Annotated in this window: 18 protein-coding genes; 8 read left to right on the forward strand and 10 right to left on the reverse strand. The window is 70.1% G+C overall.

Annotated features, from left to right (window positions below; all coding sequences use genetic code 11):
• Positions 1 to 580 precede the first annotated feature (580 nt).
• Together ABFX36_RS13960 and ABFX36_RS13965 are read right to left on the reverse strand one after the other, a co-directional pair.
• Complete coding sequence (locus ABFX36_RS13960; protein WP_006897043.1) at positions 581 to 1,204, reverse strand: TetR/AcrR family transcriptional regulator; 624 nt, start codon at positions 1,202 to 1,204, stop codon at positions 581 to 583.
• Positions 1,205 to 1,235: 31 nt separating this feature from the next.
• A complete protein-coding gene (locus ABFX36_RS13965; RefSeq protein ID WP_197078046.1) occupies positions 1,236 to 2,432 on the reverse strand; it encodes a glycoside hydrolase family 3 N-terminal domain-containing protein in 1,197 nt (398 codons plus the stop codon).
• Positions 2,433 to 2,523: 91 nt separating this feature from the next.
• Here ABFX36_RS13965 and ABFX36_RS13970 point away from each other — a divergent pair, with 91 nt between their 5' ends.
• On the forward strand, positions 2,524 to 2,724 hold the full coding sequence (locus tag ABFX36_RS13970) for a DUF2613 domain-containing protein (RefSeq protein WP_045537208.1): 201 nt from the start codon (positions 2,524 to 2,526) through the stop codon (positions 2,722 to 2,724).
• Positions 2,725 to 2,828: 104 nt separating this feature from the next.
• Entirely contained in the window at positions 2,829 to 6,986 is a 4,158-nt protein-coding gene (locus ABFX36_RS13975; RefSeq protein ID WP_346076826.1) for an alpha-(1->3)-arabinofuranosyltransferase, read from the forward strand.
• On the opposite strand, the gene ABFX36_RS13980 is transcribed toward ABFX36_RS13975, so the two are convergent.
• Positions 6,943 to 8,175 (reverse strand): acyltransferase family protein, encoded by a 1,233-nt coding sequence (locus tag ABFX36_RS13980; RefSeq protein WP_346076828.1) that lies wholly within the window; start codon positions 8,173 to 8,175, stop codon positions 6,943 to 6,945. The genes ABFX36_RS13975 and ABFX36_RS13980 overlap by 44 nt on opposite strands.
• Positions 8,176 to 8,255: 80 nt before the next feature.
• Here ABFX36_RS13980 and pgfA point away from each other — a divergent pair, with 80 nt between their 5' ends.
• A complete protein-coding gene (gene pgfA / locus ABFX36_RS13985; protein WP_346076829.1) occupies positions 8,256 to 9,380 on the forward strand; it encodes a cell envelope lipid trafficking protein PgfA in 1,125 nt (374 codons plus the stop codon).
• Here pgfA and ABFX36_RS13990 read toward each other — a convergent pair.
• Positions 9,367 to 10,608, reverse strand: a complete 1,242-nt coding sequence (locus ABFX36_RS13990) for a polysaccharide biosynthesis protein (RefSeq protein WP_346076830.1) — start codon at positions 10,606 to 10,608, stop codon at positions 9,367 to 9,369. The two genes, pgfA and ABFX36_RS13990, sit on opposite strands and share 14 nt — an antisense overlap.
• Positions 10,609 to 10,649: 41 nt before the next feature.
• Here ABFX36_RS13990 and ABFX36_RS13995 point away from each other — a divergent pair, with 41 nt between their 5' ends.
• From ABFX36_RS13995 to ABFX36_RS14005, 3 genes are all read left to right on the forward strand, one after another.
• The gene (locus ABFX36_RS13995; protein WP_006897435.1) at positions 10,650 to 11,564 is read left to right on the forward strand and encodes an HpcH/HpaI aldolase/citrate lyase family protein; all 915 of its coding nucleotides are present in this window, start codon (positions 10,650 to 10,652) and stop codon (positions 11,562 to 11,564) included.
• A 15-nt stretch (positions 11,565 to 11,579) separates the two neighbouring features.
• A complete protein-coding gene (locus ABFX36_RS14000) occupies positions 11,580 to 13,307 on the forward strand; it encodes an MmpA family trehalose lipid delivery protein (RefSeq protein WP_346076833.1) in 1,728 nt (575 codons plus the stop codon).
• A gap of 302 nt (positions 13,308 to 13,609) precedes the next feature.
• Positions 13,610 to 14,260: a ScbR family autoregulator-binding transcription factor gene (locus ABFX36_RS14005; protein WP_045539052.1), complete on the forward strand. Its 651-nt coding sequence runs from the start codon at positions 13,610 to 13,612 to the stop codon at positions 14,258 to 14,260.
• A 1-nt stretch (position 14,261) separates the two neighbouring features.
• Here ABFX36_RS14005 and ABFX36_RS14010 read toward each other — a convergent pair whose 3' ends face one another.
• Positions 14,262 to 15,392 (reverse strand): glycosyltransferase family 4 protein, encoded by a 1,131-nt coding sequence (locus tag ABFX36_RS14010; RefSeq protein ID WP_045539056.1) that lies wholly within the window; start codon positions 15,390 to 15,392, stop codon positions 14,262 to 14,264.
• Positions 15,393 to 15,420: 28 nt separating this feature from the next.
• Between ABFX36_RS14010 and ABFX36_RS14015 the strand changes: the two genes are divergently transcribed.
• A complete protein-coding gene (locus tag ABFX36_RS14015; protein WP_006897440.1) occupies positions 15,421 to 16,188 on the forward strand; it encodes a class I SAM-dependent methyltransferase in 768 nt (255 codons plus the stop codon).
• 197 nt (positions 16,189 to 16,385) lie between these two features.
• Here ABFX36_RS14015 and ABFX36_RS14020 read toward each other — a convergent pair whose 3' ends face one another.
• The 4 genes from ABFX36_RS14020 to tgt form a co-directional block, all read right to left on the reverse strand.
• Positions 16,386 to 16,880, reverse strand: a complete 495-nt coding sequence (locus ABFX36_RS14020) for a hypothetical protein (RefSeq protein WP_062366338.1) — start codon at positions 16,878 to 16,880, stop codon at positions 16,386 to 16,388.
• 33 nt (positions 16,881 to 16,913) lie between these two features.
• Positions 16,914 to 19,496, reverse strand: coding sequence for an ABC transporter permease (locus tag ABFX36_RS14025; RefSeq protein ID WP_006897442.1), 2,583 nt, complete (start codon positions 19,494 to 19,496; stop codon positions 16,914 to 16,916).
• A 4-nt stretch (positions 19,497 to 19,500) separates the two neighbouring features.
• On the reverse strand, positions 19,501 to 20,319 hold the full coding sequence (locus ABFX36_RS14030; protein ID WP_346076837.1) for an ABC transporter ATP-binding protein: 819 nt from the start codon (positions 20,317 to 20,319) through the stop codon (positions 19,501 to 19,503).
• 90 nt (positions 20,320 to 20,409) lie between these two features.
• Positions 20,410 to 21,675, reverse strand: a complete 1,266-nt coding sequence (gene tgt / locus ABFX36_RS14035; protein WP_428832062.1) for a tRNA guanosine(34) transglycosylase Tgt — start codon at positions 21,673 to 21,675, stop codon at positions 20,410 to 20,412.
• 44 nt (positions 21,676 to 21,719) lie between these two features.
• Between tgt and ABFX36_RS14040 the strand changes: the two genes are divergently transcribed.
• Entirely contained in the window at positions 21,720 to 22,178 is a 459-nt protein-coding gene (locus tag ABFX36_RS14040) for a hypothetical protein (RefSeq protein WP_346076841.1), read from the forward strand.
• A 137-nt stretch (positions 22,179 to 22,315) separates the two neighbouring features.
• Here the strand turns inward: ABFX36_RS14040 and ABFX36_RS14045 are convergent, their stop codons facing one another.
• Entirely contained in the window at positions 22,316 to 23,632 is a 1,317-nt protein-coding gene (locus ABFX36_RS14045; RefSeq protein ID WP_006897446.1) for a UDP-N-acetylmuramoyl-tripeptide--D-alanyl-D-alanine ligase, read from the reverse strand.
• Positions 23,633 to 23,638: the final 6 nt, after the last annotated feature.

The following is a 23,638-nucleotide window of genomic DNA, read 5'->3' on the forward strand; positions in this document are numbered from 1 at the left end:
CACCGCGGCGGCCTTCTCCTCGACCGAGTAGCGACGAGTCGTCGGCTTCCCATTCGCCAGTTCCTTCGGCATAACTCCATCCTCGTTTCCAAGGTCAGGAGCCTCCAACAAACCCAGGGCGCTTCACGCCGAGTCCTCCCCCAGGCTTGTTGGGTCCTCTCCCAGGCTTGTTGAGCGAGCGCAGCGAGTCGAAACGTGTGCATGTCTGTTTCGACTCGCTCCGCTCGCTCAACTGGCCTAAGGAAGAACCCACTCAACTGGCCGAAGGAAGAACCCCCTCAACTGGCCGAAGGAAGAACTCGCTCAACAGGCCTAGGGAAAGCTCGCACGACGAGCCGCAAGGGCAACTCGCCGAGTCCTCTCCCAGGCTTGTTGAGTCCTCTCCCAGGCTTGTTGAGCGAGCGCAGCGAGTCGAAACATGTGCATGTCTGTTTCGACTCGCTGCGCTCGCTCAACTGGCCTAAGGAAGAACCCACGCAACAGGCCTCAGGAAGAACTCGCTCAACAAGCTTGGGAAGAGTTCGCTCAACTGGCCTGGAAGGCTCACTCAAACCGGGCCCGGCCGGCGTGAGGGATCCGACTATGTCTCGTCGCCGACGGCGTCCTCCGACACTCCGACACCGCGCAGACCGCGCCAGGTGATGCCGAGCAGCAGGTCGGTGGCCGTTTCGAGGTCGATGTCGCCTTCGGCGATCCGGTCGGCCACGGCCTCGCCGGCGCCGACGAGGGCCACCGCCGTCAGTTCGAAGTCGACGTCGCTCGCGCCCTCGGTAGTAGTGCCGCGGCGGATGAGATCAGTGATCATCGAGGTGATTCCCTCGCGGCTCTCGGTGACGATGTGTGCGAACGTCGCGGTCCCGACCGCGACCCGGTAGAGCACTCGCCACGAATCGGAGTTCTGATAGACGAACCGGAGGAACTCACGCACCAGCGTGCGCGCCTGGTCCTTCTGCCTCATCGTGGGATCGAAACCCGCCGACATGGCTTCCATGAACCGGCCGGACTCGCGCGCGATACAGGCGCTGAACAGTTCGTCCTTGGAGCCGTAGTAGAGGTAGAGCATCGGCTTGGATATCTTGGCCTCGGCGGCGATGGCGTCCATCGAGGTATCCGCGAAGCCGTTCGCAGCGAACGCTGAAATCGCAGCATCGAGCATCTGCTGCTCTCGAACTGCCCGCGGCAGCCGCTTGGTTCCGCTAGCCATGACTACAAACTTACCATCGAGTAAGAACGCGTCAGGAGCAGTTCACCACGTGCTTGGCCTTCAGGATCCGGAGCACCGAGCGGTCGATCCGGCGCTGCGACAGCTTCCCGTCCGCGACCGCCTTCTCCAAGGTGTCCAGCACCGAGGTCACGTGATCGGTGGAAAGCCACAGGCCGATGTCCGAGCCGGCGGTGATCGCCTTCAGCACCGCCTGTTCGATCGTGTACTTGTCGGTGATCGCCTTCATGCCGGACAGATCGTCGGAGAAGACGACGCCGTCGAACGCCGGTCCGTTGTACTTCTTGCCGGTGCGCAACATGCCGATCGCCGCCGGACTGATGCTCGCGGGCGTCTCCGGCCCGGTCAGACCCGGAACGATCAGGTGCCCGACCATCACGCCCGCGGTCCCGGGACTGCGCAGCAGAGTCCGGTACGGAACGAGATCGGTGTTCTGCATGTCCGCCAGCGGAGGCGTGGTGACGGCGCCGGTGTGCGAATCCCCCGATGCGTGCCCGTGGCCGGGGAAGTGCTTGTACACGGGCATGATGCCCGCGTCCTGCAGCCCGCGCGCATAGGCACCGGCGTACTCGGTGACCACCTCGGGATCGTTCGAGAACGACCGGTCGCCGATCACCTCGTCGTCGGGCTCGGCACTGACGTCCGCCGACGGAGCGAAGTCGACGGTGACACCGAGCTTCGCCATCTTCTCGCCAGCCGCCTTGGCGAGCTGCCGGACCTGCTCGGGCGTCTTGGTGCGCGCCAGCACACGCGCCGACGGCATGTCGATGCCCAGCGACTTGAGGCGGCTCACTCGGCCACCCTCCTGATCCACGGTCACCATCAGCGGGACCTTCTGGCTCTTCGAGAGCGTGGCGACGGTGCCGTCGCTCAGCATCGACAGGTCGGTCCAACTGCCGACGAACACTCCGCCGATGTGCTCCTTCGCGACCACCCGCCGCGCGTCGGCCCCGTTCTGCACCCCGACCACCAGCAGCTGAGCGAGCTTGTCGCGCAGCTTCATCCCGGCCAGTTCCTCGGAGCCGCACGCGGCGGGAACCGTCGGAGCACTGCTCGAGGCGGAAACGGTCCGCGAACTCGTCGTCGTGTGCGACGACGGTGCGGCCTGATCGCCGGTCGAGTCCGAGCACGCCGCGGAGGCGAGAAGGCCTGCCGTTGCGACGAGGGCGACGAGAGCACGGCTGGGACGTAGATGCGTGAGCGGGCTCATCCACCCAGTGTTTCATGCTCGCTCGCGACGGCCGGATCGGCGCGGCGGACGAAGCCCGGGCGGCGCCGACTGAACTGGTACCTTGGAATCCATGCTGCGTGAACGCCTGATCTATGGTGCCGTCGCCGGAGTGGCCGGCGTGCTCGTCGGCATCGGCGCCGTCTTCCTCGGCGGGCAGCTCGCCTCCGAAACCAAGCCGTCGACCGACGTGAACAGTTTCAACGCCGACAACGGTTTCGTTCAGGGATCGGTGGACTACGGATCCCGCGGCGGCGAAGACGCCAACAACTGACTCGCGCACTCCTCCGCCGGTCCGCTCGGTCGAGTCCCGCAGCAACTGAGCCGGGCGGCCCGGGCCGGGTTCTGACGCGGGCGCAGGCACTCATCGTCGCTGTCGTGGCGCTGGCGGTCTGTCTACTCCAGCGCCCCGGCCGCATCTCGCCCGACACCAAGCTGGACCTGACCGCCGATCCGATCGGGTTCCTCACCCGCGCCGCGCACCTGTGGTCGCCGGATGCCCCGATGGGCCAGATCCAGAACCAGGCCTACGGATACTTCTTCCCGCACGGCCTGTTCTTCGCCGTCGGCGAGATCCTGCACGTGCCGCCGTGGATCACTCAGCGATTCTGGTGGGCGATTCTGCTGACCGTCGGCTTCCTGGGCGTGGTCCGTCTCGCCGAGGCGCTGCGCGTCGGGTCGTTCACATCGCGGCTGATCGCCGGTTGGGTCTTCGTACTGGCCCCCCGCGTGATGACCACGCTGGGCACCATCTCCTCGGAGACGCTGCCGATGATGCTGGCGCCCTGGGTGCTGCTCCCGGTGGTCCGGGCTCTCGACGCGTCCGACCCCCGTCCACTGTGGCGCAACGCGGCCCGGTCCGCATGCGCGGTGGCGCTGATGGGTGCGGTGAACGCCGTCGCCACGGCTGCGGCCGTGGCGGTGTCGGCGATCTGGTGGCTGCTGGCGACTGCGCGGCGCGACCGGGGACACCGCCGTCGCGGACTGGTCTTCGGCGCATGGTGGGCGGCGGGTCTGGCGATGGCGTGCCTGTGGTGGGTGGTGCCGCTGCTGATCCTCTCGCGGGTCTCCCCGCCCTTCCTCGACTTCATCGAGTCGGCGAGCGTCACCACCGAATGGACCTCCCTCACCGAAGTGCTGCGCGGCACCGACTCGTGGACGCCGTTCGTCTCCCCGGAACGCGCTGTGGGCGCCGTTCTGGTCTCCGAGCCGGCCGCGGTGGTCGCGACCGGCATCCTCGCCGCCGCCGGGTTGGCCGGTCTCACGATGCGGGCGATGCCGCACCGCCGCCGCTTCCTGACCATCCTGGTGATCGGCCTTCTCGCCCTGTGTCTCGGATATCCGGGAGCACTCGGCTCGCCCGTGCGTGAGACCGTCATCGCTTTCCTCGACGGTCCGGGCGCCGCGCTGCGCAACATCCACAAGTTCGATCCGCTGGTCCGGCTCCCCCTCGCGATGGGAATCGCGCATCTGCTCGCGCGTGTCCGTGTCCCGATCCGCAGCCGCGGTGCCGAACGAGGTGTGGCCGCCGCACTGGTGGTGGTGATCGCCGCGTTCGGCTCCGGGTCGTTGCTGTGGACCGGCGGGCTGGCACCGGCCAAGAGCTACCGCGCGGTCCCCGACTACTGGCAGCAGACGGCCGACTGGCTCGACGCCGCGCAGGCCGGCTCCCCGACTCCGTCGCGCGCCCTGGTGGTCCCGGGAGCGCCCTTCGCCGACCAGATCTGGGGTCTCACGCGCGACGAACCGCTGCAGGCGCTGGCGCACTCGCCGTGGGCCGTCCGCGACGCGATTCCCCTGACGCCGCCGGGCGCCATCCGCGCGATGGACTCGGTGCAACGGGCGCTGAGCTCGGGCCGCGGATCACCGGGACTGGCCGCGACACTCGCCGAACAGGGTGTCGGATACCTGGTGCTGCGGGCCGATCTGGACGCGGTGACGTCACGGTCGGCACGACCGCTGCTGGTGGCGCAGGCGATCCGCAACTCACCCGGACTGACGGAGGCGGCCCGGTTCGGTCCCGACGTCTCACCGCCGACGCTCGACGGCGTGGTCGTGGACGACGGACTGCGTCCGCCGATGCCGGCGGTGACGGTCTACCGGGTCGGACCTCCCGACGGCACCGGTGCCACGACCGCCGGCGCGCCCGGACTGGTGGACGTCGGCGCGATGACGCGGGTGACCGGCGGACCGGAGGCCCTCGCCGCGGTGGAGGACGCCCGCAGCCGAGCCGGAGAGGAACCGCTGGGTCCGGCGCTGCTGACCGCGGACGCGAGGCGCGCGGGCCTGCCCGACGCTCCGGCGGTGGTGACCGACGCCCCCGTCGACCGGGAGACCGACTTCGGGCGGGTCGACGACCATTCCTCGGCTATTCGCGGCCCCGACGATCCCCGGCTGACCAAGAACGCGGCGCCGGACTACCCGGTGCCGGACCAGCCGCTGGTCCGCGCGCAATGGCTGCTCGACAACCAGCCGGGCATGGTGCGCGTGACCAGTTCGGGCTCGGCCGCCGACGCGACGCAGCCCGGCCGGACGTCGCCTGCCAATTCCACCGCCGCCGCCTTCGACGGCGATCCGGACACCGCCTGGGTCAGTCGCGGTCTGGAGTCGGCGGTCGGCAGGTGGCTCTCGATCGACTTCACCCATCCGCGGGACGACCTCGCGGTGACCGTCACGACGGCCAAGGCGCTCGGGCCGGACGTCTCGACGCTGCTGGTCTCATCCGATTCCGGCAGCACCGTGGCTCAGGGAGTGAAACCCGGAGTGCCGACCCGGATCCTGGTGCCGTCGGGGCCCACGTCGAGCGTCCAGGTCCGCGCCATCGACACCGCCGACGGCTCGGCCGGTAATCAGTTCGCGATCGCCGAACTGTCGGTCGCCGACGCGAACACCGGTGTCCCGCTGTCGATCCGGCAGCGCACGGTGCTGCCGACACTCGACGCCGCAGACAACGTGTCCGGCTGGGTGCTCTCCCCCGAACTCGGTCCGATCCCGGATTGCGTCACCGCGGCGGACGGCCGGGTGCGCTGCTCGCCGGCGGTGGGGTTGAGTCCGGAGACGCCGGGCGTGTTCTCCCGGACCCTGTCGGTGCCGTCGCAGACCGACGCCGATGTGCATGTCACGCTGCGACCGAAGGCCGGCGGTGAACTCTCGGATCTGCTGGCCCGCACCGGCGTGATCCGCGCGGAGGCGCAGTCGTCGGTGGCCGATCCGCGCGGCAACGCATCGGCCGCCGTCGACGGTGATCCGAACACCACGTGGACCGCACCGGATCCGGACACGTTCCCGAAGGGAAGGAAACCCGTTCTGACCCTTCATCTGCCCGCCCCTCGCGAAGTGTCCGGGATCCGTCTCCAGACGCCCGCGGACTATCCGGCGCACCCGACCCGCGTGGCCGTGGAGTTGCGGAACGGTGATCGGACGGTGGCGCGGACGACAGCGCGGGTCGGCACGGACGGGGTGCTGTCGGTTCCCGCCGCCCGGGCCGACACCGTGGTGCTGACGATCGAGAAGCAGAGCGACCTGATCGACGTCAACGATCTCGGTTTCGCGAAGGACGCACCGGTCGGCATCAGCGAGGCCCAAGTGCTGCCGGGCGGCCCGAACGTACCCGACGACGACCATCGCATCATCGAGATCGGCTGCGCCACAGACCCGTCCGGCCCGTACGGCATGGGTGTCACGGCAGCCGGCCAGATGCTCCGATTGCATGTCCGCACCACCGTGGGCGCGCTGCGCCGCGGCGAGAGCGTATCGGCGACCGCGTGCCCCGGCCCGTCGCTGCGACTGCCGGCGGGTGAGCAGGAGGTCGCGGTGAATCCGGGACGCGCCTTCACCGTCGACGCGGTGACCCTCCGGCGTCCCGGCGCGGAGGCCTCCTCGCCTGCGGTGACACACCCGCAGGTGACCGAATGGGCGCCCACGGACCGGAGGCTGACGGTGGACGCCGCCGACACCGACCGCATCCTGTTCGTTCCCGAGAGCACGAATCCCGCCTGGCATGCACGCGCCGACGGCCGAGAACTGAAGCCGGTCGTGGTGAACGGCTGGCAGCAGGGCTGGATCGTGCCGGCGGGAACGGGCGGCACCGTCGCGCTCACCGTCGACCTCGACTCGCCGTACCGGTGGGCGCTGGGCGCCGGTCTGGCGCTGGTGGTGGTTCTGTTCGCCGTCGCCTTCGGTCCGAGGTTCGGACGGCGCCGCTGCGAGCCGGCCGTGCGGCCGGACGACGGCGTGCGCGCCGGACGAGGCGCGGTCGCCGCGGCGTCCGCCGCGGCCCTCGCGGCGGCGTTCCTGCTGACCGGCTGGCCGGGGGCGCTGATCGCGGCGGCGACCGGGGCCGTCACCTGGCGGCTCTCCGCCCGCCTACGACCGGCGCTGACGTTCACGGCGATGCTCGCGGCGACGGTGGTGCTGGCCGCGGGACCCTGGCATTCGGGCACCGCCTACACCGGCTACAGCGGCTGGGCCCAGGCGTTCGCGCTGATCGCCGTCAGCGCGGCGGTGGCGGCGGCGCTGTTCGGCCGGCCGCGGTGACGCCGGCGCGTTCCGGCGTCGGTTCGTCGGCGGGCACCTCCGCGGTCCGTCGCTTCTCCCGCGCCGACAACCGCGCCCGGAGCGGTTCCTCGACGAACGCGTAGCTGGCGGCCGAGAGCGCGACGGTGATGATCACCGTCAGCAGCCACACAGATACGAAGTGACCGTCGAACATCGGAATGCCGAACAGCCCGAAGACCACGCTCAGCACCGCGAGATGCCAGATGAAGATGCCGTACGACCATCGGCCGAGCGCGTTCATCACCCGAGAGTCGAGGAAGACGAACGGGCCGTCGGACAGCACCAGCGGCGCCAGCACCGCGAATGCGGCGACGGCGCCGAGCACCATCTTGGCCACGTAGGCCAGATGAGTCATGTCGCCGAGCCCGACCGGTCCGGCGATCGGCGTGCACGCGAGTCCGTACGCGACGACGAACACCACGAGCATCACCCGGCGGTCGGCGCCGAGCCGCACTGCGCGCGATCGGCGGTCGAGCCCGCCGATGGCGAGGGCGGCCGCGATCTCCGACAGCACCAGCCCCACGGCGAACCACGGCAGGTACCCGAGCACCCAGTTGCGCGCCTCGACACCGGCGGGAAGCGCGAGCAGTCGCGTCACCCAGGTCCACCCGAGGCTGACGATCGCGACCCCGACGATGATCGGGATGCGGCGGCGGGCGGCGGCACCCCGTACCCGGTACAGCGCGAAGCCGATCACCGGCAGAAGCAGGTAGAACGCGACCTCCACCGACAGACTCCACATCTGGGTGAGGCCGGGCGCGAGAGTGAGGGGGACGAACACCTGGGTGAGGGTGAGATTGGCCAGCCAGACCGTCGCCGAGGCGCCGCGCGCCTGCGGCAGCAGAGCCAGCACCGCGACCACCACCAGCGCGTACGCCGGCCAGATGCGGACGAAGCGATGTCGGAGATAGCGGCGCACGGCGGGCCGAGGAGCCCCGTCGTCGCGGGCCGCCGCGGCATACGGGCGCCACAGCAGGAATCCGCTGAGCGCGAAGAACAATGTGACGGCGAGGTCGAGGCGGCCGAGGATCTCTCCGAGCACCGGCCACTGCGTCACCCGCGTCTGGAAGGCGACGTGCGTCGTGAGCACGCCGAGCGAGGCCACGGCGCGCAGGCCCTCCAGTTGGGGGTAGAAACGCCGGGCCGGTGCCGGCTGCGAGTCAGACATGTCCTGCCCAGAGTAAGCCGCGCGAGGGCGGCGGCGGGAGCCCGGACGAGCGGCCGGCCCCCTCACATACAGTCGACGCTATGTCCGACGCCGCTCCCGACAGCCCCCGGACCGGTCCGCGCTGGTCGACCCGGGACCTCATCGCCCCGACCGCGTTCTTCCTCGGCGCACTGTTGCTGGCGGCGGCGGTCGCGATGGGCCCGATCATCGGTCCCGGCCTGAGGAAACTTCCGCTGAGCGTCGACCAGACATGGATCGCCGACTCCTCCGACGACACGACGGTCCTCGACCGCTGCTCCATCGACTCGCCCGCGGCGAGAGTGCTCGAGGCGCATCTGCAGCAGCGCCGCCGGACGGTCGCGGTGAGGCCGTCGGACTCCGACGTGGTCACACTGCAGGCGGCCACGGCGCTGGGCGTGGACTCGTACCTCGTCGACGGCAGGGCCCAGGACGCCGAGCGAGTCTGCGCAGAGCCCACGTTGGCCGCGACCATCGACCGGGTGACGGTGAACCGGGTGACGGCGTCGCCGACCGGGCGGTCGGAGATCCAGTACGACGACAAGCACGCCGCCGTCGCCGTCCCCGACCGCCGGGGCCGCACTTACGCACTGCCGTACGGCTTCGACGATCCCGGCGACTACTTCGACGTCACCACCAGGCAGACGGTTCCGCTGCAGGCCGCTGGTGAGACCGAGATCGACGGCCGCAGGGTGGTCCGGCTGCGCGCGGTGATCCCCGACACCGACCTGGGCGCGCTGGGAACCGATCCGCGCGGAGTGATCACCCGCCCGGCCTCGTGGTTCGGCACCTTCCCCGGAGTGGCGCCGAGCCGACGACTGACCGCCAGCCTCCATCACCGCGCCACTCGGGACCTGTTCGTCGACACGGCGACCGGCGTGGTGGTGGACGAGCGGATCGAGATCGAGGAGGAGTACCGGTTCGCGCCGGGCGAAGCCGGGTCGAATCCGGCGCTGACGGGATTTCGCCTGCCCAATCTGAGCACCGTCCTCACCGGTGATCGGCAGAGCCGGATCGACGGGGCCGACGCCGCCCGGCACCGCGCCCGCCCGGTGACTCTGGTGACGCGGACCCTGCCCGTCGCACTCGGCGCCGTGGGCGTGCTGGCGCTGATCGGCGGAGCGGTGTACGTCTACCGCACCGGCGTGCGGAACGGGCGAGAAGACGACGGCGTCAGGAAGCGGTGAGCCAGACGCCGGTCGCGGCCACCGCGCAGGCCGCCGCCCCGGCGGCGACGGCGACGAGTCCGGCCACCGAATCGACCGCGGTCAGGATCACCGACGCCTCCACCACGAGGACCACGAGCGCCGGGATCGCACCCCGCGCGCGGTCGCGAGCGATCGCGGTCAACAGCATCAGCTGCAGCACCGCGAGCAGGGCTCCGGTGAGCGCGAACAACCACATCAACCCCGCCACCGGCCGGTAGTCGTCGGAGATCACCACGGGCACCAATCCGCCGCCGACGGCGGCGATCAGGGTGGTGACCAGACCCGTCAGCGCGAGGACGCCGACCGCGCCGCGGAGAGCGGCGGCCGAACGCACCGGGTCGGCCAGCCTCGGGTACACCACCACGCCGATGGCCTGCGGCAGCCAGAACGCCGCCTTGGTGGCGACGGCGCCGAGCGCGTAGACGCCCGCGTCCGCGGCGGTCAGCACCGATCGGGACAGCAGCAGATCCACCGACACCGCGACGATCATCACGAACTGCACGCCCGACGCGGCGACCACCGCCGACAGCGTGAGCCGCGACCCGGGAACTGCCGCGCCTCGGGAGCGTCCGGCCGGACCGATCGCGGCTGCGGCGACCGCGGCCACCAGCGCCGCCGCGACGGCCGTTCCCAGCGTCCCCGCCGCGAGCGCGCCGGCCGCGTCCGCCCCCGCGTACACCGCGCCCACCACGGGCACCGACCGCAGGAGCCCGACGCCGGCGAGCACCGCCCCGAGCAACCGGAACCGCCCCGCCCCCTGAAGCAGCCCCTGGCCGCCCGAGACCACCGCGAGCGGTGCGGCACCGGCGAGCGCTGCCGCGGTGGGTCCGAGATCGGTGTGCGCGATCCTCATCATCGCGGCCACCGCGAGCACCGACACCAGGGCGACGACGCCGAAGACCACGCCGATCAGCCTCCACAGCCGACGCGACGGCGTTCCCCGCACCACCTCGCGCGCCACCACCGCCTGCAGAGCCAGCGCCGGCACCGAGGCGATGAGCATGGCCGCGTTGAGAACCGAGAACTCGCCGAAGGCGTCCGGCCCCAGCACACGGCTCGCCGGAACCTGCACCACGTACGCCAGCAGATTGGCCAGGAGAGAACCCGCGGTGACCCAGCCGACCGACCGCACGGTGGACCCGCGGCGGGGCGTGGCGGCGTCGACCATGCTGACCAGTGTGCCCGGCCGCTGCGCGATAGACTGCATCGGCAGTATCCGTAGCTGATCGAGACGAGCGCTAAGAGTCGATGTACGACACCGAACCATTCAACGAGCCCGACCCCTCCGATGTCGGGTCCCGCATCGACCCGGTACTGGCCCGCAGTTGGCTCCTGGTGAACGGGGCGCAGTACGACCGGTTCGAGGCCGCGTCGCGCTCCCGCGCCGACATCGTCATCCTCGACATCGAGGACGCCGTCGCACCGAAGGACAAGGACTCCGCCCGCGACAACGTGGTCCGCTGGCTCGCCGACGGTCACTCCGACTGGGTTCGCATCAACGGCTTCGGAACCCCGTGGTGGGCGGCGGATCTCGCCGCGCTGGCCGGGACGTCCATCGGCGGGATCATGCTGGCGATGGTGGAATCGGTCGATCACGTGACCGAGACGGCCCAGCGTGTCCCGGGCGTGCCGATCGTCGCGCTGGTCGAGACCGCCCGGGGCCTGGAACGGATCAACGAGATCGCCTCCGCCAAGGGCACCTTCCGCCTGGCGTTCGGCATCGGCGACTTCCGCCGCGACACCGGTTTCGGTGAGCAGCCGACCACGCTGGCCTATGCGCGGTCGCGGTTCACCATCGCGGCCAAGGCCGCCAACCTGCCGTCGGCCATCGACGGCCCGACCGTCGGTTCCAGCGCCCTGAAGCTGTCGGAGGCGACGGCCGTCAGCGCGGAGTTCGGGATGACCGGCAAGATCTGCCTCACCCCCGACCAGTGCGCGTCGGTCAACGAGGGGCTGTCGCCGTCACACGATGAGATCAAGTGGGCGCGTGAGTTCTTCACCGAGTTCGAGGCGGACGGCGGCGAGATCCGCAACGGCTCCGACCTGCCTCGGATCGCCCGTGCCACCAAGATTCTGGAACTGGCCCGCGCATACGAGATCGTCCCGAGCGACTACGGGATCAACGACCACATGCCCGCACCGACCGACACGTACCACTTCTGATCCGACGGCAGTGCGGTGACCGCCACCTCCACGCGCACGACCGGGGCGGCGGTCTACGCGGTCAGCGCTCTGCTCACCGCCCTGATCTGCGCGCCCCTGGTCGGGAACCACCTGCTCTACCGGGACGCGGTCGCGACTCCGCAGTTGGCGCTGACGGCCGCCGCGCTCGGCATCGACGGCACGGCGCCGCGAGCGGTCCCGCAGGACGCGCTGCTCGCCCTCGGCTCGCGTCTCGTGGACGGCGGCCTCCTGGTGGCCGGCCTGACGATCCTGGCCGTCTTCGCGGCCGGAGTGGGCTATGGGCGGCTGGCCCGCAGGCTCGTCCCGCGCGCCGCCACCGCCGGTGCGGTGGCCGCCGCCGTCGTCGGGATCTGGAATCCCTACGTGGCAGAGCGCCTGCTGCAAGGGCATTGGAGTCTGCTGGCCGGCTACGCCGCCCTCGGGTGGACGGTGTGCGCGGTGCTCGACCTGGCCGACGGCCGGCGGTCGTGGCGCCAATGGGCCGGTCTCGCCGGGATATTCGCGGCAGCCGGCCTGACGCCCACCGGTTCGCTTCTGGCCGGGATCGTGGCGGTGGCCACCGCGGCGGCGGTGCGGCTGCCGATCCGGACGGCGGGACTCGCCGCGGGATGCTGGCTCATCACCGCTTCTCCCTGGCTGGTGGCCTCCGCGGTCGCGTCGGACGTCGGGTCCTCCGGCGGCGCCGCGGTGTTCGCGCTGCGTGCCGAGCCGGGGCTCGGGCTGCTCGGCACCGCCCTCGGGCTCGGCGGCATCTGGAACGCCGACGCCGTCCCCGCCAGCCGCACCACCCCCTGGGCCCTGGTCGCGACACTGATGCTGCTGGCGGTGGTGGCGGTCGGCACCGGCGTCCTGGTCCGGATGCGCCGGGCACTGAGCCCCGCGGTCGCCGGGCAGGCACTCCTGGCGGCGGTCGCGATCGCGGCGGTGGTGGTCGCTGCGACACCGCCCGGACTGGCGGTGATGGACGTCCTGTTGGCGCATGTGCCCGGTGCCGGGCTGCTGCGCGACACGCAGAAATACCTCGCGCTCGCCGTCCCGTTCGTCGCGGTCGCGGCGGCGGCCGCCGTGACCGCACTGCGTGCACTCGTACCGGCCGGCTTCGCCGCAGCGGCGGTGATCGCACTGATCGTGGCACCGCTCCCCGACCTCGCCTGGGGTGTGGGCGGCAAGATCCGGCCGGTGATCTACCCCGACGACTACGCCCGGGTGACGGCGCTCGTCGGCCACGACACGGACGGCGCCCGCGGCTCAGTGGCCCTGTGGCCCGGCGACGCCGTGCGACGGCTGTCGTGGGCCCGGGGGCCGTCGCTGTCTCCGCTCCCGCGCATGCTGGACGCACCGGTGATCGGTTCGGGCGAATTGACCGTGGACGGGACGACGGTGGACTCCCCCACCGGCCGGACGGCGCAGGTCCTCGACGTTCTCCGAGACGGAGGCGACCCGCAGCGGTTGGCACGGCTCGGCGTCGGCTGGGTGGTGGCCGAGGAGTCGGACCCGCCCACCCTGCTGGCCGCAACCGCTCCGGCCTACTCGGGCGAGCATCTGACCGTGTACCGGATTCCCGGTGCCGTGGCCGCGCCCGTTCCGACGACCGCCGCGCGGGCGGCGGCATTCGCGGCCCTGGTCCTCTGGATCTGTTCGGTGGCCGCCGGTCTCGCCGCGGCCGTCGTCCGTCGAAGGGCCCCGGAGACCGAGGAAGACGAAGCGGCTCAACGGAAGTGATGCGGCGAGCACGCCGCAGAAGCACGCCAGTGCGCCACCCTCGCGTTCGGATCGAGCGCGGGGGTCGCGCACTGGCGTCGGTGCACCCGGTCCGGCACGTCGCTGAAGCACCCCTCGGTCAGTCGGCGGAAATCCTCCGTGTCCCAGCCGATGTCGCAGCTCCAGTTGTCGTGTCCGGCTAAACCGGTCCACCGGTATGTAACCGTATACTCTGAAGTAATATCGCGCAAGCGCGCTCGGTTACCATATGTGCCGAATACGACCACATCAGAGCGCATTTCTCATACACCGAGGGGGCGGCGATGGCCCAGCAGGCCAGGGCTGTGGAGACACGTCGTCAGATCGTGGTCGCCGCCGCGAATCTCTTCAGTCGCGTCGGCTACGAACGGGCGCGACTGAACGACATCGTCGGCGAATCCGGCCTCACCCGCGGCGCGATCTACTTCCACTTCCAGTCGAAGGACGACCTCGCGGCGATCGTCGTCGACGAATTCCAGGCCACCTCGATGAGGGCGGTCGGAACCATCGCGCAGACCGACACCTACGGCATGCGACAGCTCGTGATGCTGTGCCGGGAGATGGGCCGCCTGCTGGTGGACGACCCGGTGGTCCGCGCGGGCATCCGCCTCATCATCGAACTGCATTCCGGCGAGGCCCCGATCCCCGTGTACCTCGCGTGGATCGAAGCGATCAAGTACTTCGTCACGAAGGCCGTCGAAGACGGCGACGTGCCGCCGGACACCGACGCCGAGGAGGCCGCCGTATTCGTCACCGAGTCGTTCGTCGGCGCCCACGTCCTCTCCTACGCTGTGTCGGGCCACGACGATCTGCCCGCACGCATCGACCGGCTCGCCGACTACCTGGTGACGGCGCTGATGCCCGACGAACGCATCGCCGCGCGCTCCGATCTGCTCGGGGCACGCTGGACTCCGCCGACCGAACCCGGCGCCTGAGTCAGCCGCACACCTCGTCGAAGACCGCCGCGAACCCGTCCGCGGTTCCCGCCCAGGAGAACTGCTCTGCACGGTCCCGTGCGGCCTCCCCCAACGCGCGCCGCCGATCCGGGTCGGCCGCGAGGGCCGCGGCGGCCCGGGCGAGTTGGACGGCGTCGTCCACCAACACGCCGGTGACCCCGTCGACGATGGAGTCGGCCAGCCCCGCCGAACTGCGATAGCCGATCGTCGGAACCGCGTGCTGTGCGGCTTCGATCACCGCCAGCCCCCATCCCTCCTTCCGCGACGGCATCAGATGGACGTCGGCGGCGGCGAGCAACTCGTGCTTGCGCCGATCGCTCACGTGCCCGTGAAAGCTGACCTGGTCGACGACTCCCAGAGACTGCGCCTGCGCGCGCAGCCGGCCCGCCCACCATCCGTCCCCGACGACGTCCAGGTGCACGTCCGCGCCCGCGGCGGACAGCGTGGCCACCACCTCGAGCGCGTCCTCGATCTGCTTGTGCGGCACCAGCCTCGAGACGGCGATCAGGCGGAGACCGCCCGACCGCCCGGTCACATCGATACCGTTCGGCACCGGGTCGACTCCGCCGCGCACGACGGTGATGCGGTGCCGGTCCACACCGAGACCGGTGAGTTCGGCCGCGGATGGTTCGGAGACCGTGATGTAGCGGTTCCGGCGGTGGATCCGCGGCGCGATCCTCGACTCGATCCACCAACCCACCCGGGCCAGGACCGGCCCCGCCACCGGCCACTGCTCCCGATGACAGTGGTGGACCAGGACCACGGTCGGCGCGGGAGCGACGAGGCGCGCGAAGAAGGGAACGCCGTTCTGGGTGTCGACGACGACGTCGGGCCGATACCCGGCCAGCCGTCCCCGTCCCCAGCGGGCCGCGGCGACGGTGGCCAGAGCCCGCGGGTACACGGTGAGCCGACCGCCCGCGCGGACGATGCGCACCCCGTCGACCGTCTGCTTCCTCGCAGCACCGGGATAGTGGGCGGTGAGCAGGGTGACGCGCGAACCCCGGGCGGCGAACTCGGCGCCCACGCGTTCGAGGTAGCGTTCGCTGCCCCCGCCCTGGGGATGGCCGGTGTCACGCCAGCACAGCAGCAGGACATCGGTCGGGACGCTCATTCGTTCCAGCGTATGCGAACCTGGCTGCATGCCGCGTTCCCGGTTCCCCGCTCCCGCCGCCGCCTTCGGTCGGCACGCCACGATCCGTCGTTCGGTGCGGCTCCTCGACGCCTTCCGGTACGAGCAGTCCGACCCGGCCCGGTTCTATTCGGCGCTCGCACACGACACCGCCGTGATGATCGACTCTCTCCACCCCGGCCCGCTGCGGGGCGCCACCGTGCTCGACGTCGGGGGCGGGCCCGGGTTCTTCGCCGACGCCTTCCGCGATCGCGGTGCCGCCTATCTGTCGGTGGAACCGGACGCGGGAGAGATGGCGGCCGCCGGGATCGACCAACGGTCGGCGGTCCGCGCGCAGGGCGAGCATCTCCCGTTCCGGACCGGAAGCGTCGATGTCTGCTACTCGTCGAACGTCGCCGAGCACACTCGGACCCCGTGGGCGATGGCCGACGAGATGGTCCGGGTCACCCGGCCGGGCGGAACGATCGTCCTCAGCTACACCCTCTGGTGGGGTCCGTTCGGCGGCCACGAGATGGGACTGACTCACTACCTCGGCGGCCACCGCGCCGCGCGCTGGTACACGCGGCGCACCGGTCACCTGCCGAAGAACCTCTACGGAGTGTCGCTGTTTCCGATCACCGCTGCCGCGGGACTGCGCTGGGCACGATCCACAGCCGACGCCGAACTGCTGGCCGCCATTCCGCGCTATCTCCCCAGGTTCGCATGGCCAGTTGTGCACATCCCCGTGGTCCGCGAGGCGGCAGCGACCAACCTGGTCCTCGTGCTCCGGAAAAACTGAGGTCAGGGGCGGTTTCGGGACACGCTTCCCACACCTGAATCCATCCACACTGTGGAAATTACATGTGTGTAATTCATGCACATTGTGGATGAAGGTTGTGGATAACTGTGGATAACTATCCCGAACAGGTGTTTGAGCACAATACGAAACGAGGCACGCCGCGTAACGCGGCGTGCCTCGCAGGCAGACGGACCGGTCTAGCGCGGCAACCGTCCCGCGCAGCGGAGCGGACCGCCGCGGCTGGTGCTCGACGAGATCATGTCGTCGCCCTGCAGAATCGTGCACGTGACCGGACCGCGCACCACGATCGCTGTCATCTCGACCTCGCGGTCGGGCACGACCGTCTTGGCCGACCACGGAGTCCCCGTCGCGGCGACCACCACCCGACCGCCGGAATCGCGATAGGCCAGAGCCACCACGTCGCCGTCTCCGGTGAGCTGATAGGTGACCGAGCCGGGCTCCACCCGCGGGGTGGTCCGGGTCGGCGTCGGCTTCGGCGACGAGATCGTCTCACTCTCCTCGCTGGTGGTCGTGACGGTGGTCGGCGTCGCCGAGGGCCGGTCGGTTCCCGAGTTCGGCGAACCCGACCGGAACACGAGGAAACCGACGGCCGCCAGGATGATCACCGCGAGGACGACGATCAACGACAGGACCACCGTGCGGCCGCGGCCCGAGGGCGAGGGGCTAGTCATGCCGACCACCGTATACCCGGTGCGAGAAGCCCCTCATTCTGCGGTGATGGCCTCGAGCGGGCGGGTGCGAGCGGCGGTCACCGCAGGCCACAGCGCTGCGATCACCCCGACCACCGCGGCTCCGACCAGCGTCCCGCCGATCAGCGCCCACGGGATCACCACGCCTTCCAGACCCCAGTACGCCAGCGTCCGCACCAGCGGGATGCCGATCGCGAGACCCAGCACGGTGCCCAGCAGCGCCCCGAACACCGCGATGTACGTCGACTCGAGGTAGATCGTGCGGCGCACCTGCGCCCGGCTCATGCCCACCGCACGCAGCATGCCGATCTCCTGTCTGCGCTCCACCACCGACAGCGCGAGCGTGTTCACGATGCCGAGCACCGCGATCACCAGTGACAGGGCCAGCAGCGCGTACAGCGTCGCCATCATCTGGTCGATCTGCGAGGAGATCGAGTTCTTGAACTGATCGCGATCCTGCACCTGGGCGGTGAGGTACTCAGCGGTGGCGTCCTCGAGTTGCTTACGCAGGTCGGCCGCCCTCACCCCGGGCTTCGCGGTCACCAGCACCGGGCCCGCGATCCGCTTCATCGCGACCGGCATGAGCTGCTCGTACGTCGGCCAGCCCACCATCGACGACGCGATCGCCTGGTTGTCCTCGAAGATCCCCGTCACCTCGGTGGCGACCTCGTCGCCGGTACCGCTGGTGAAGGTGACCGTCTGCCCCAGTTTCCAACCGTTGTCGCGCGCTTGCGAGGAACTGATGAGGAGCCCGTCGTCCGGCAGATCCAGGCTGCCCTCGAGCACGTTGATGGACGCGACGTCACCGATCGAACCACCGTACGGGGAGGTCACGTAGGTGTCCTTCCCGTCGTAGCGGGCCTCGCCGTATGCCTGCGCGACCACCTTGTCCGCTCCCGGAGCCTCCTTGACCGCGTCCACCACCGAGAGCGGCAGCGGCATGTTGTTGGTGCCGGTGACGATGAAGTCGGCGCGGATGCCCTTGTCGACCGACGAGTCGACGGTGCCCTTGAACGACCATCCGAGAGTGCCGATCACCACCACGAGCATCAGGCCGAGGGTGAGTGCGAACGCGGTGGCCGCGGTACGCCGGGGGTTGCGGACCGCGTTGGTCCTGGCCAGTTTGCCGACGGTGCCGAAGGGCTTCTGGAAGAGGGCGCCGAACGCGCCCACGACGGGCTGGGAGATGGCGGGTGCCCCCAGCACCACGGCGATCACCGCAAGGAGCGCCCCGATTCCGACGATGGTGGCCGAGCCGGCCCCCTCCCCGAGTCCGCCGATCACCAGCGCGATGACGCCGAGGACACCGAAGACGGCCGCCAGCAGGGTCCGGACGCGGAGCGAGCCGGCGCCGGGTTCCACGGTGCTCTCGCGCATGGCCTCCACCGGCGGGATGCGCGAGGCTCGGCGTGCCGGAATCCATGCGCTGAGCAGGGTGACGACGACTCCGACGAACACCGCGGAGATGATCGCGGCCGCGCCGACCTGGATGCCGTTGGACGGCAGGCCCTGCGATTGGGTGTACGCGAGCAGGCCTGCGGCGATCGCGACACCCAGCGCCAGACCGATCAGCCCGCCGATGACGCCGACGATCAGCGCTTCGAGCAGCACCGACCGGGAGACGTTCTCCCGGCTCGCGCCGATCGCGCGCAGCAGCGCGAGCTCACGGTTCCGCTGGGCGACGATCATCGAGAAGGTGTTGTAGATGATGAAGGTGCCGACCAGCAGGCCGATCGCGGCGAAAGCCAGCAGGATGGCCCGGAAGATCGTCAGGAACTGCTGGATGCTCTCCTTCTGGTCCTCGCGCACCTGTTCGCCGGTGCGGACCTTGTACAGCTGATCGAAGTCGGTCTTCCCCGATCGGGCGACCACGTCGGCCAGATGGGCGTGGACGGCGTCGCGCAGTTGGTCGTCGGACACCCCGGGACGGGCCGCGAGGTCGACGGTCGAGACGTACTTGCCATCCGAGAACAGCTTGGCGGCGGTCGCCTGGTCGAAGAGCACCCCGACATAACCGCCGGTGGACGACGGCATGTCGGTGAGACCGACCACGGTGACGTCCATCGGCGGGGCCAGCCCGGCTCCGACGACCACCTTCGTCCGGCTCCCGACCTTGAGCCCGCCCTTGTCGGCGGCCTGGGAGTTGACCGCGATCTCATCGGACTTCTCCGGTGCGCGGCCTTCGCTGAACTTCATGTCCTCGCCGACCGCCTCGTCGGGCGGGAGGTAGCTCATGCCGACGCTCGGCGCTCCGCCGGTCTGGACGGCCCGGCCGGACGAATCGGCGAGCGTCACCGGCCCGGAGTTCGAGGCGGCCACCCGTTCGATTCCGAGCTTCTGCTCGTTCTTCTTCAGATCGTCGACGATCGTCACGGGCACGCCGGGTGCTTCGTTGCCCGCCGCGGTGATCTCGACCGCGACTCCCTGCGCGACGTTGTCGAAGATCGAGTTGAAAGCGGTGGCCACGGTCGAGGTGAAGATGACCGCGCCCGCGACGAAGCTGGTGCCCAGCACCACCGAGAACACCGTCAGGATCAACCTGATCTTGTGAGACGCAAGGCTTCTCAGAGAAACCTTGCGCATGACGTTGGCAGCCATCGGTTCAGTTCACCTCGCCGGATCCGGCGGGACGCGCCGACTGCCCGTGGTCGTCCTGTCCCGGTGCCGAGTCGTCGAGATTGCGCATCACCTCGAAGACGTCGTCGGCGGACGGGCGCTGCAGTTCCCGGACGATCTGGCCGTCGGCCAGGAAGACGACGCGGTCGGCGTACGACGCCGCGCGCGGATCGTGGGTCACGATCACCACGGTCTGGTTGAACTCGTCGGTCGCGGCGCGCAGGATGGCGAGCACTTCACCGGACGAGCGGGAGTCGAGGTTGCCGGTGGGTTCGTCGCCGAAGATGATGTCCGGACGTCCGACGAGTGCGCGGGCGCAGGCCACGCGCTGCTGCTGGCCGCCGGAGAGTTCACTGGGACGGTGGTTCAGTCGCGGCCGGATGCCGAGGCGGTCGATCACCGTGTCGAACCACGGGCGGTCGACCTCGCGGCCGGCGATCCCCTGCGGCAGGGTGATGTTCTCCTCGGCCGTCAGCGTCGGCACCAGGTTGAACGCCTGGAAGACGAATCCGATGCGGTCGCGCCGCAACTTGGTCATCTCCTTGTCGGACAGACCGGCCAGACCGACGTCACCGATGTGCACCTCGCCCTCGGTGACCGTGTCGAGTCCGGCCAGGCAGTGCATCAGGGTCGACTTGCCGGAGCCCGACGGCCCCATGATCGCGGTGAACTCTCCCGCACGGAATCCGATCGACACGCCCCGAAGCGCGTGCACGGCGGTGTCGCCGCTGCCGTACGTCTTCACCACGTCGTCCGCACGCGCCGCGATCATTGCATGCTTGCCTGCCGGTGCTGTTTCTGTCATGCAGACAAAGGTGTCAGAATTGCGCCGCCCGCGCATCAGGGACCACCCGGAATCACCGCCTCGCCCGACGATTCGCCGCGCGATCCGGACCTATCGGGCTTCGGCCTGCCGGGTTCCGGCGTAGTAGCGGCGCAGGAACTCGTCGCGGTACTCGACGTAGTCGCCTTCGTCGATCGCGCGCCGGGCGCGATCGACCAGGGTGATCGTGAACGAGAGGTTGTGCAGGGTCGCGAGCGTGGACGCCAGACCTTCCTTCGCCTTGAACAGATGGTGCAGATAGGCACGGGTGTACTGCGTCGAGTAGTTGTCCAGCTCTTCATCGAGGGGCCGGAAGTCGTTGCGGTACTTGGCATTCGTGATGTTGTACCGGCCGTCGAACGAGTAGATCGCACCGTTGCGCGCCACCCGGGTCGGCGAGACGCAGTCGAAGGTGTCGGCGCCGTTCTCGATGGCGGTGAAGATGTCGTCCGGCTCGCTGATCCCGAGCAGATGCCGCGGGGCGTTGTCCGGGAGCTCGTCGGTGACCCATCCGACGATGGTGCCGAGATTGGCCTTCTCCAGCGCGCCGCCGATGCCGTAGCCGCCGAAACCCTTGCCGCCGTTCTCACGATCGATGCGGCTCAGCTCGACGAGGTCGCGAGTCGCCTTCCGCCGCAGGTCCTCGTACTGCGCCCCCTGCACCACACCCCACAGCGCCTGCTGCGGACGATGCGAGCGCTCGACGGAGAGCCGGTTGTGTTCGGCGAGGCACCGAATGGCCCACTGCCGAGTGCGTTCGAGTGACCGCTCCTGGTACCCGCGCGTATTCATCAGCGTGGTGAGCTCGTCGAAGGCGAAGATGATGTCGGCGCCGAGCCGGTGCTGGATCTGCATCGACACCTCGGGGGTGAACCGGTGCATCGACCCGTCGAGGTGCGATTTGAAGGTGACTCCGTCGTCGTCGACGTTGGCCAGCCGCTCCTTGCCGTCTGCGATCTTCTGGTCGTCCTGCTCGCCGACCAGGTCCATCGCGATGACCTTCTTGAAGCCCGCGCCCAGCGACATCACCTGGAAGCCGCCGCTGTCGGTGTACGTGGGTCCGGGCCAGTTCATGAACCGGCCGAGACCGCCGGCCTGATCGACGATCTCCGGCCCCGGCTGCAGATAGAGGTGATAGGCGTTGGCGAGCACGGCCTGCGCGCCGAGCGCGGCGACCGACTCCGGCAGGACCGTCTTGACGGTGGCCTTGGTTCCCACCGGGATGAAGGCAGGGGTCTGGATCTCGCCGTGCGGTGTGGTGATGGTCCCGGTGCGCCCGGTGGTGCCTTCGAGGCGGGTTCGCGGAGCGAAGTGGCTGGTGGTCACGCAGGCCATCATCCCAGCCGTGCGCTCGGCCGCTCAAATTCGTTAGCGTTGTGCCCATGACTCGCACGATGAAACTGGCCGCGACCGCACTCCTCGGCTGTTCGATCGCCCTGGCCGCCACCGCCTGCGGTTCGGAGAACGAGGCGTCGTCCGGCGCCGACAAGTCCGGGGCCTCCGCGGTCACCGGTTCCAGCGACACCAGCGTCCCGGTGGTCGGCGGACCGAAGCCCCAGAGCACCGCCGCCACGGACGAGAGCACCGGCGAGGCGACGTCGTCGTCCGGGGACAAGACCTGCGGCCCCACCAAGGGGCCCGACGGCGCCCTCCAGATCCACATCGTCGCGGGCGACCTGTCCTGCTCGTCCGCCAAGGACATCGCGAATCAGTACGGACCCCTGATCGCGACCGGCGCACCGCAGACCGTGTCGGGCTGGGACTGCGGACCGTCGACGACCGTCGGCGAACTCGCCCGCTGCACCAAGGGCGGCCAGGCCTTCGCGCTGATGCCCAACTGAGGCTCGCAGGCCAACACGCGCAGTCGAGCGCGCAGTAGACCGCTCAGTAAACGCGACATTCGACGACAGAACCCCCGTCCGGGACGGGGGTTCTGTCGTCGAATGTAGTGTTTGTGTGTGGTGACGCGGTGCGACGCTCAGCCGAGCGCCTGCACCACTCGTTCGAGGGCGGCGACCCGGCTGCCCTTGACCAGCACAGCGTCGCCGCTGCGGAGTCCGCTCAGTGCGTCGACGGCGCCTTCGATGCCCGAGACATGCGCCACGCCGTCGCCGTAGGCGGGCTCGTCCACCGCGATCACCGTCACGCCCAGTTCACGGGCCCGCTCGGCGACGGCGCGGTGGGCGGCGTCGCTGTCGTCTCCGAGTTCGGCCATCGTGCCGAGCACCGCGAACCGGCGTCCGGCCTCGACGCGCGCCAGTGCCGACAGGCCCGCCGCCATCGACGTCGGGTTGGCGTTGTAGGCGTCGTTGATGACGACGACTCCCGCGGCCGTGGTGCTCATCTCCATCCGCAGTCCGGACAGACCCGCGCGCAGCAGGCCATCGGCGATCCGCTCGACCGACACCCCCACGCCGCCGCCGGCCGCGGCCGCGGCCAGGGCGTTGCCGACCTGGTGCTCGCCGCGTGCCCCGAGCCGCACCGGCACGCTGCCCCACGGGCTGTGCAGAGTGAAGGCCGCACGCAACTGGTCGTCGAGCACGATGTCGGTGGCGCGCACGTCCGCGGCGGGATCGACACCATAGGTCACGACCCGCGCGCTGGTCCGCGACGCCATCGCCGCGACCACCGGGTGGTCGGCGTTGAGAACGGCGAGTCCGTCGGCAGGCAGAGCCTCGACGAGTTCGCCCTTCGCCCGTGCCACATCCTCGATGCTGCCGAACATCTCCAGATGCACCGCCTCGACGCGGGTGAGCACTCCGACCGTCGGGGAGGCGATGGAGCACAGCTGTGCGATGTGACCGACACCGCGCGCGCCCATCTCCAGGACGACGGCCTCGGTGTCGTCGGGTGCGCCGAGCAGGGTCAGCGGCAGCCCGAGTTCGTTGTTGAACGACTTCTCGCTCGCGGCGGTGCGGAAGGTGGTCGACAGCACGCCGGCGAGCAGGTCCTTGGTCGACGTCTTGCCGACCGAGCCGGTGACGCCGACGACGCTGCCGGTGAGTCCGGCGCGGACGAAGCGACCGAGATCGGCGAGCGCCTCGGCGGTGTCCGCGACCTGGACGGCCGTCGCGGCGAGGGCCGGATCCGGCGTCCTGTCGGTCAGGTACACGGGAGCGCCGGCCTGCACCGCCGCCGGGATGTAGTCGTGGCCGTCACGCGCGGCGACGATCGGCACGAACAGCTGACCGGGCCGCGCGGACCGCGAGTCGATGCTCGCGGAATCGACCGTCACATCCGGTCCGTGAAGGGTGCCGCCGGTCGCGGCGGCGATCTGACTGGCGAGGAGATGCACGACAGA

The sequence above is a fragment of the Gordonia cholesterolivorans genome, from assembly GCF_039531975.1.
Classification (GTDB): domain Bacteria; phylum Actinomycetota; class Actinomycetes; order Mycobacteriales; family Mycobacteriaceae; genus Gordonia; species Gordonia sihwensis.

Excerpts from the sequence above, each read along its gene's own strand:
- ABFX36_RS13960 (WP_006897043.1), bottom strand. The coding sequence starts at position 1,204 with ATGGCTAGCGGAACCAAGCGGCTGCCGCGGGCAGTTCGAGAGCAGCAG.
- ABFX36_RS13965 (WP_197078046.1), bottom strand. The coding sequence starts at position 2,432 with ATGAGCCCGCTCACGCATCTACGTCCCAGCCGTGCTCTCGTCGCCCTC.
- ABFX36_RS13970 (WP_045537208.1), top strand. The coding sequence starts at position 2,524 with ATGCTGCGTGAACGCCTGATCTATGGTGCCGTCGCCGGAGTGGCCGGC.
- ABFX36_RS13980 (WP_346076828.1), bottom strand. The coding sequence starts at position 8,175 with ATGTCTGACTCGCAGCCGGCACCGGCCCGGCGTTTCTACCCCCAACTG.
- pgfA (WP_346076829.1), top strand. The coding sequence starts at position 8,256 with ATGTCCGACGCCGCTCCCGACAGCCCCCGGACCGGTCCGCGCTGGTCG.
- ABFX36_RS13990 (WP_346076830.1), bottom strand. The coding sequence starts at position 10,608 with ATGCAGTCTATCGCGCAGCGGCCGGGCACACTGGTCAGCATGGTCGAC.
- ABFX36_RS13995 (WP_006897435.1), top strand. The coding sequence starts at position 10,650 with ATGTACGACACCGAACCATTCAACGAGCCCGACCCCTCCGATGTCGGG.
- ABFX36_RS14005 (WP_045539052.1), top strand. The coding sequence starts at position 13,610 with ATGGCCCAGCAGGCCAGGGCTGTGGAGACACGTCGTCAGATCGTGGTC.
- ABFX36_RS14010 (WP_045539056.1), bottom strand. The coding sequence starts at position 15,392 with ATGAGCGTCCCGACCGATGTCCTGCTGCTGTGCTGGCGTGACACCGGC.
- ABFX36_RS14015 (WP_006897440.1), top strand. The coding sequence starts at position 15,421 with ATGCCGCGTTCCCGGTTCCCCGCTCCCGCCGCCGCCTTCGGTCGGCAC.
- ABFX36_RS14020 (WP_062366338.1), bottom strand. The coding sequence starts at position 16,880 with ATGACTAGCCCCTCGCCCTCGGGCCGCGGCCGCACGGTGGTCCTGTCG.
- ABFX36_RS14025 (WP_006897442.1), bottom strand. The coding sequence starts at position 19,496 with ATGGCTGCCAACGTCATGCGCAAGGTTTCTCTGAGAAGCCTTGCGTCT.
- ABFX36_RS14030 (WP_346076837.1), bottom strand. The coding sequence starts at position 20,319 with ATGACAGAAACAGCACCGGCAGGCAAGCATGCAATGATCGCGGCGCGT.
- tgt (WP_428832062.1), bottom strand. The coding sequence starts at position 21,675 with ATGATGGCCTGCGTGACCACCAGCCACTTCGCTCCGCGAACCCGCCTC.
- ABFX36_RS14040 (WP_346076841.1), top strand. The coding sequence starts at position 21,720 with ATGACTCGCACGATGAAACTGGCCGCGACCGCACTCCTCGGCTGTTCG.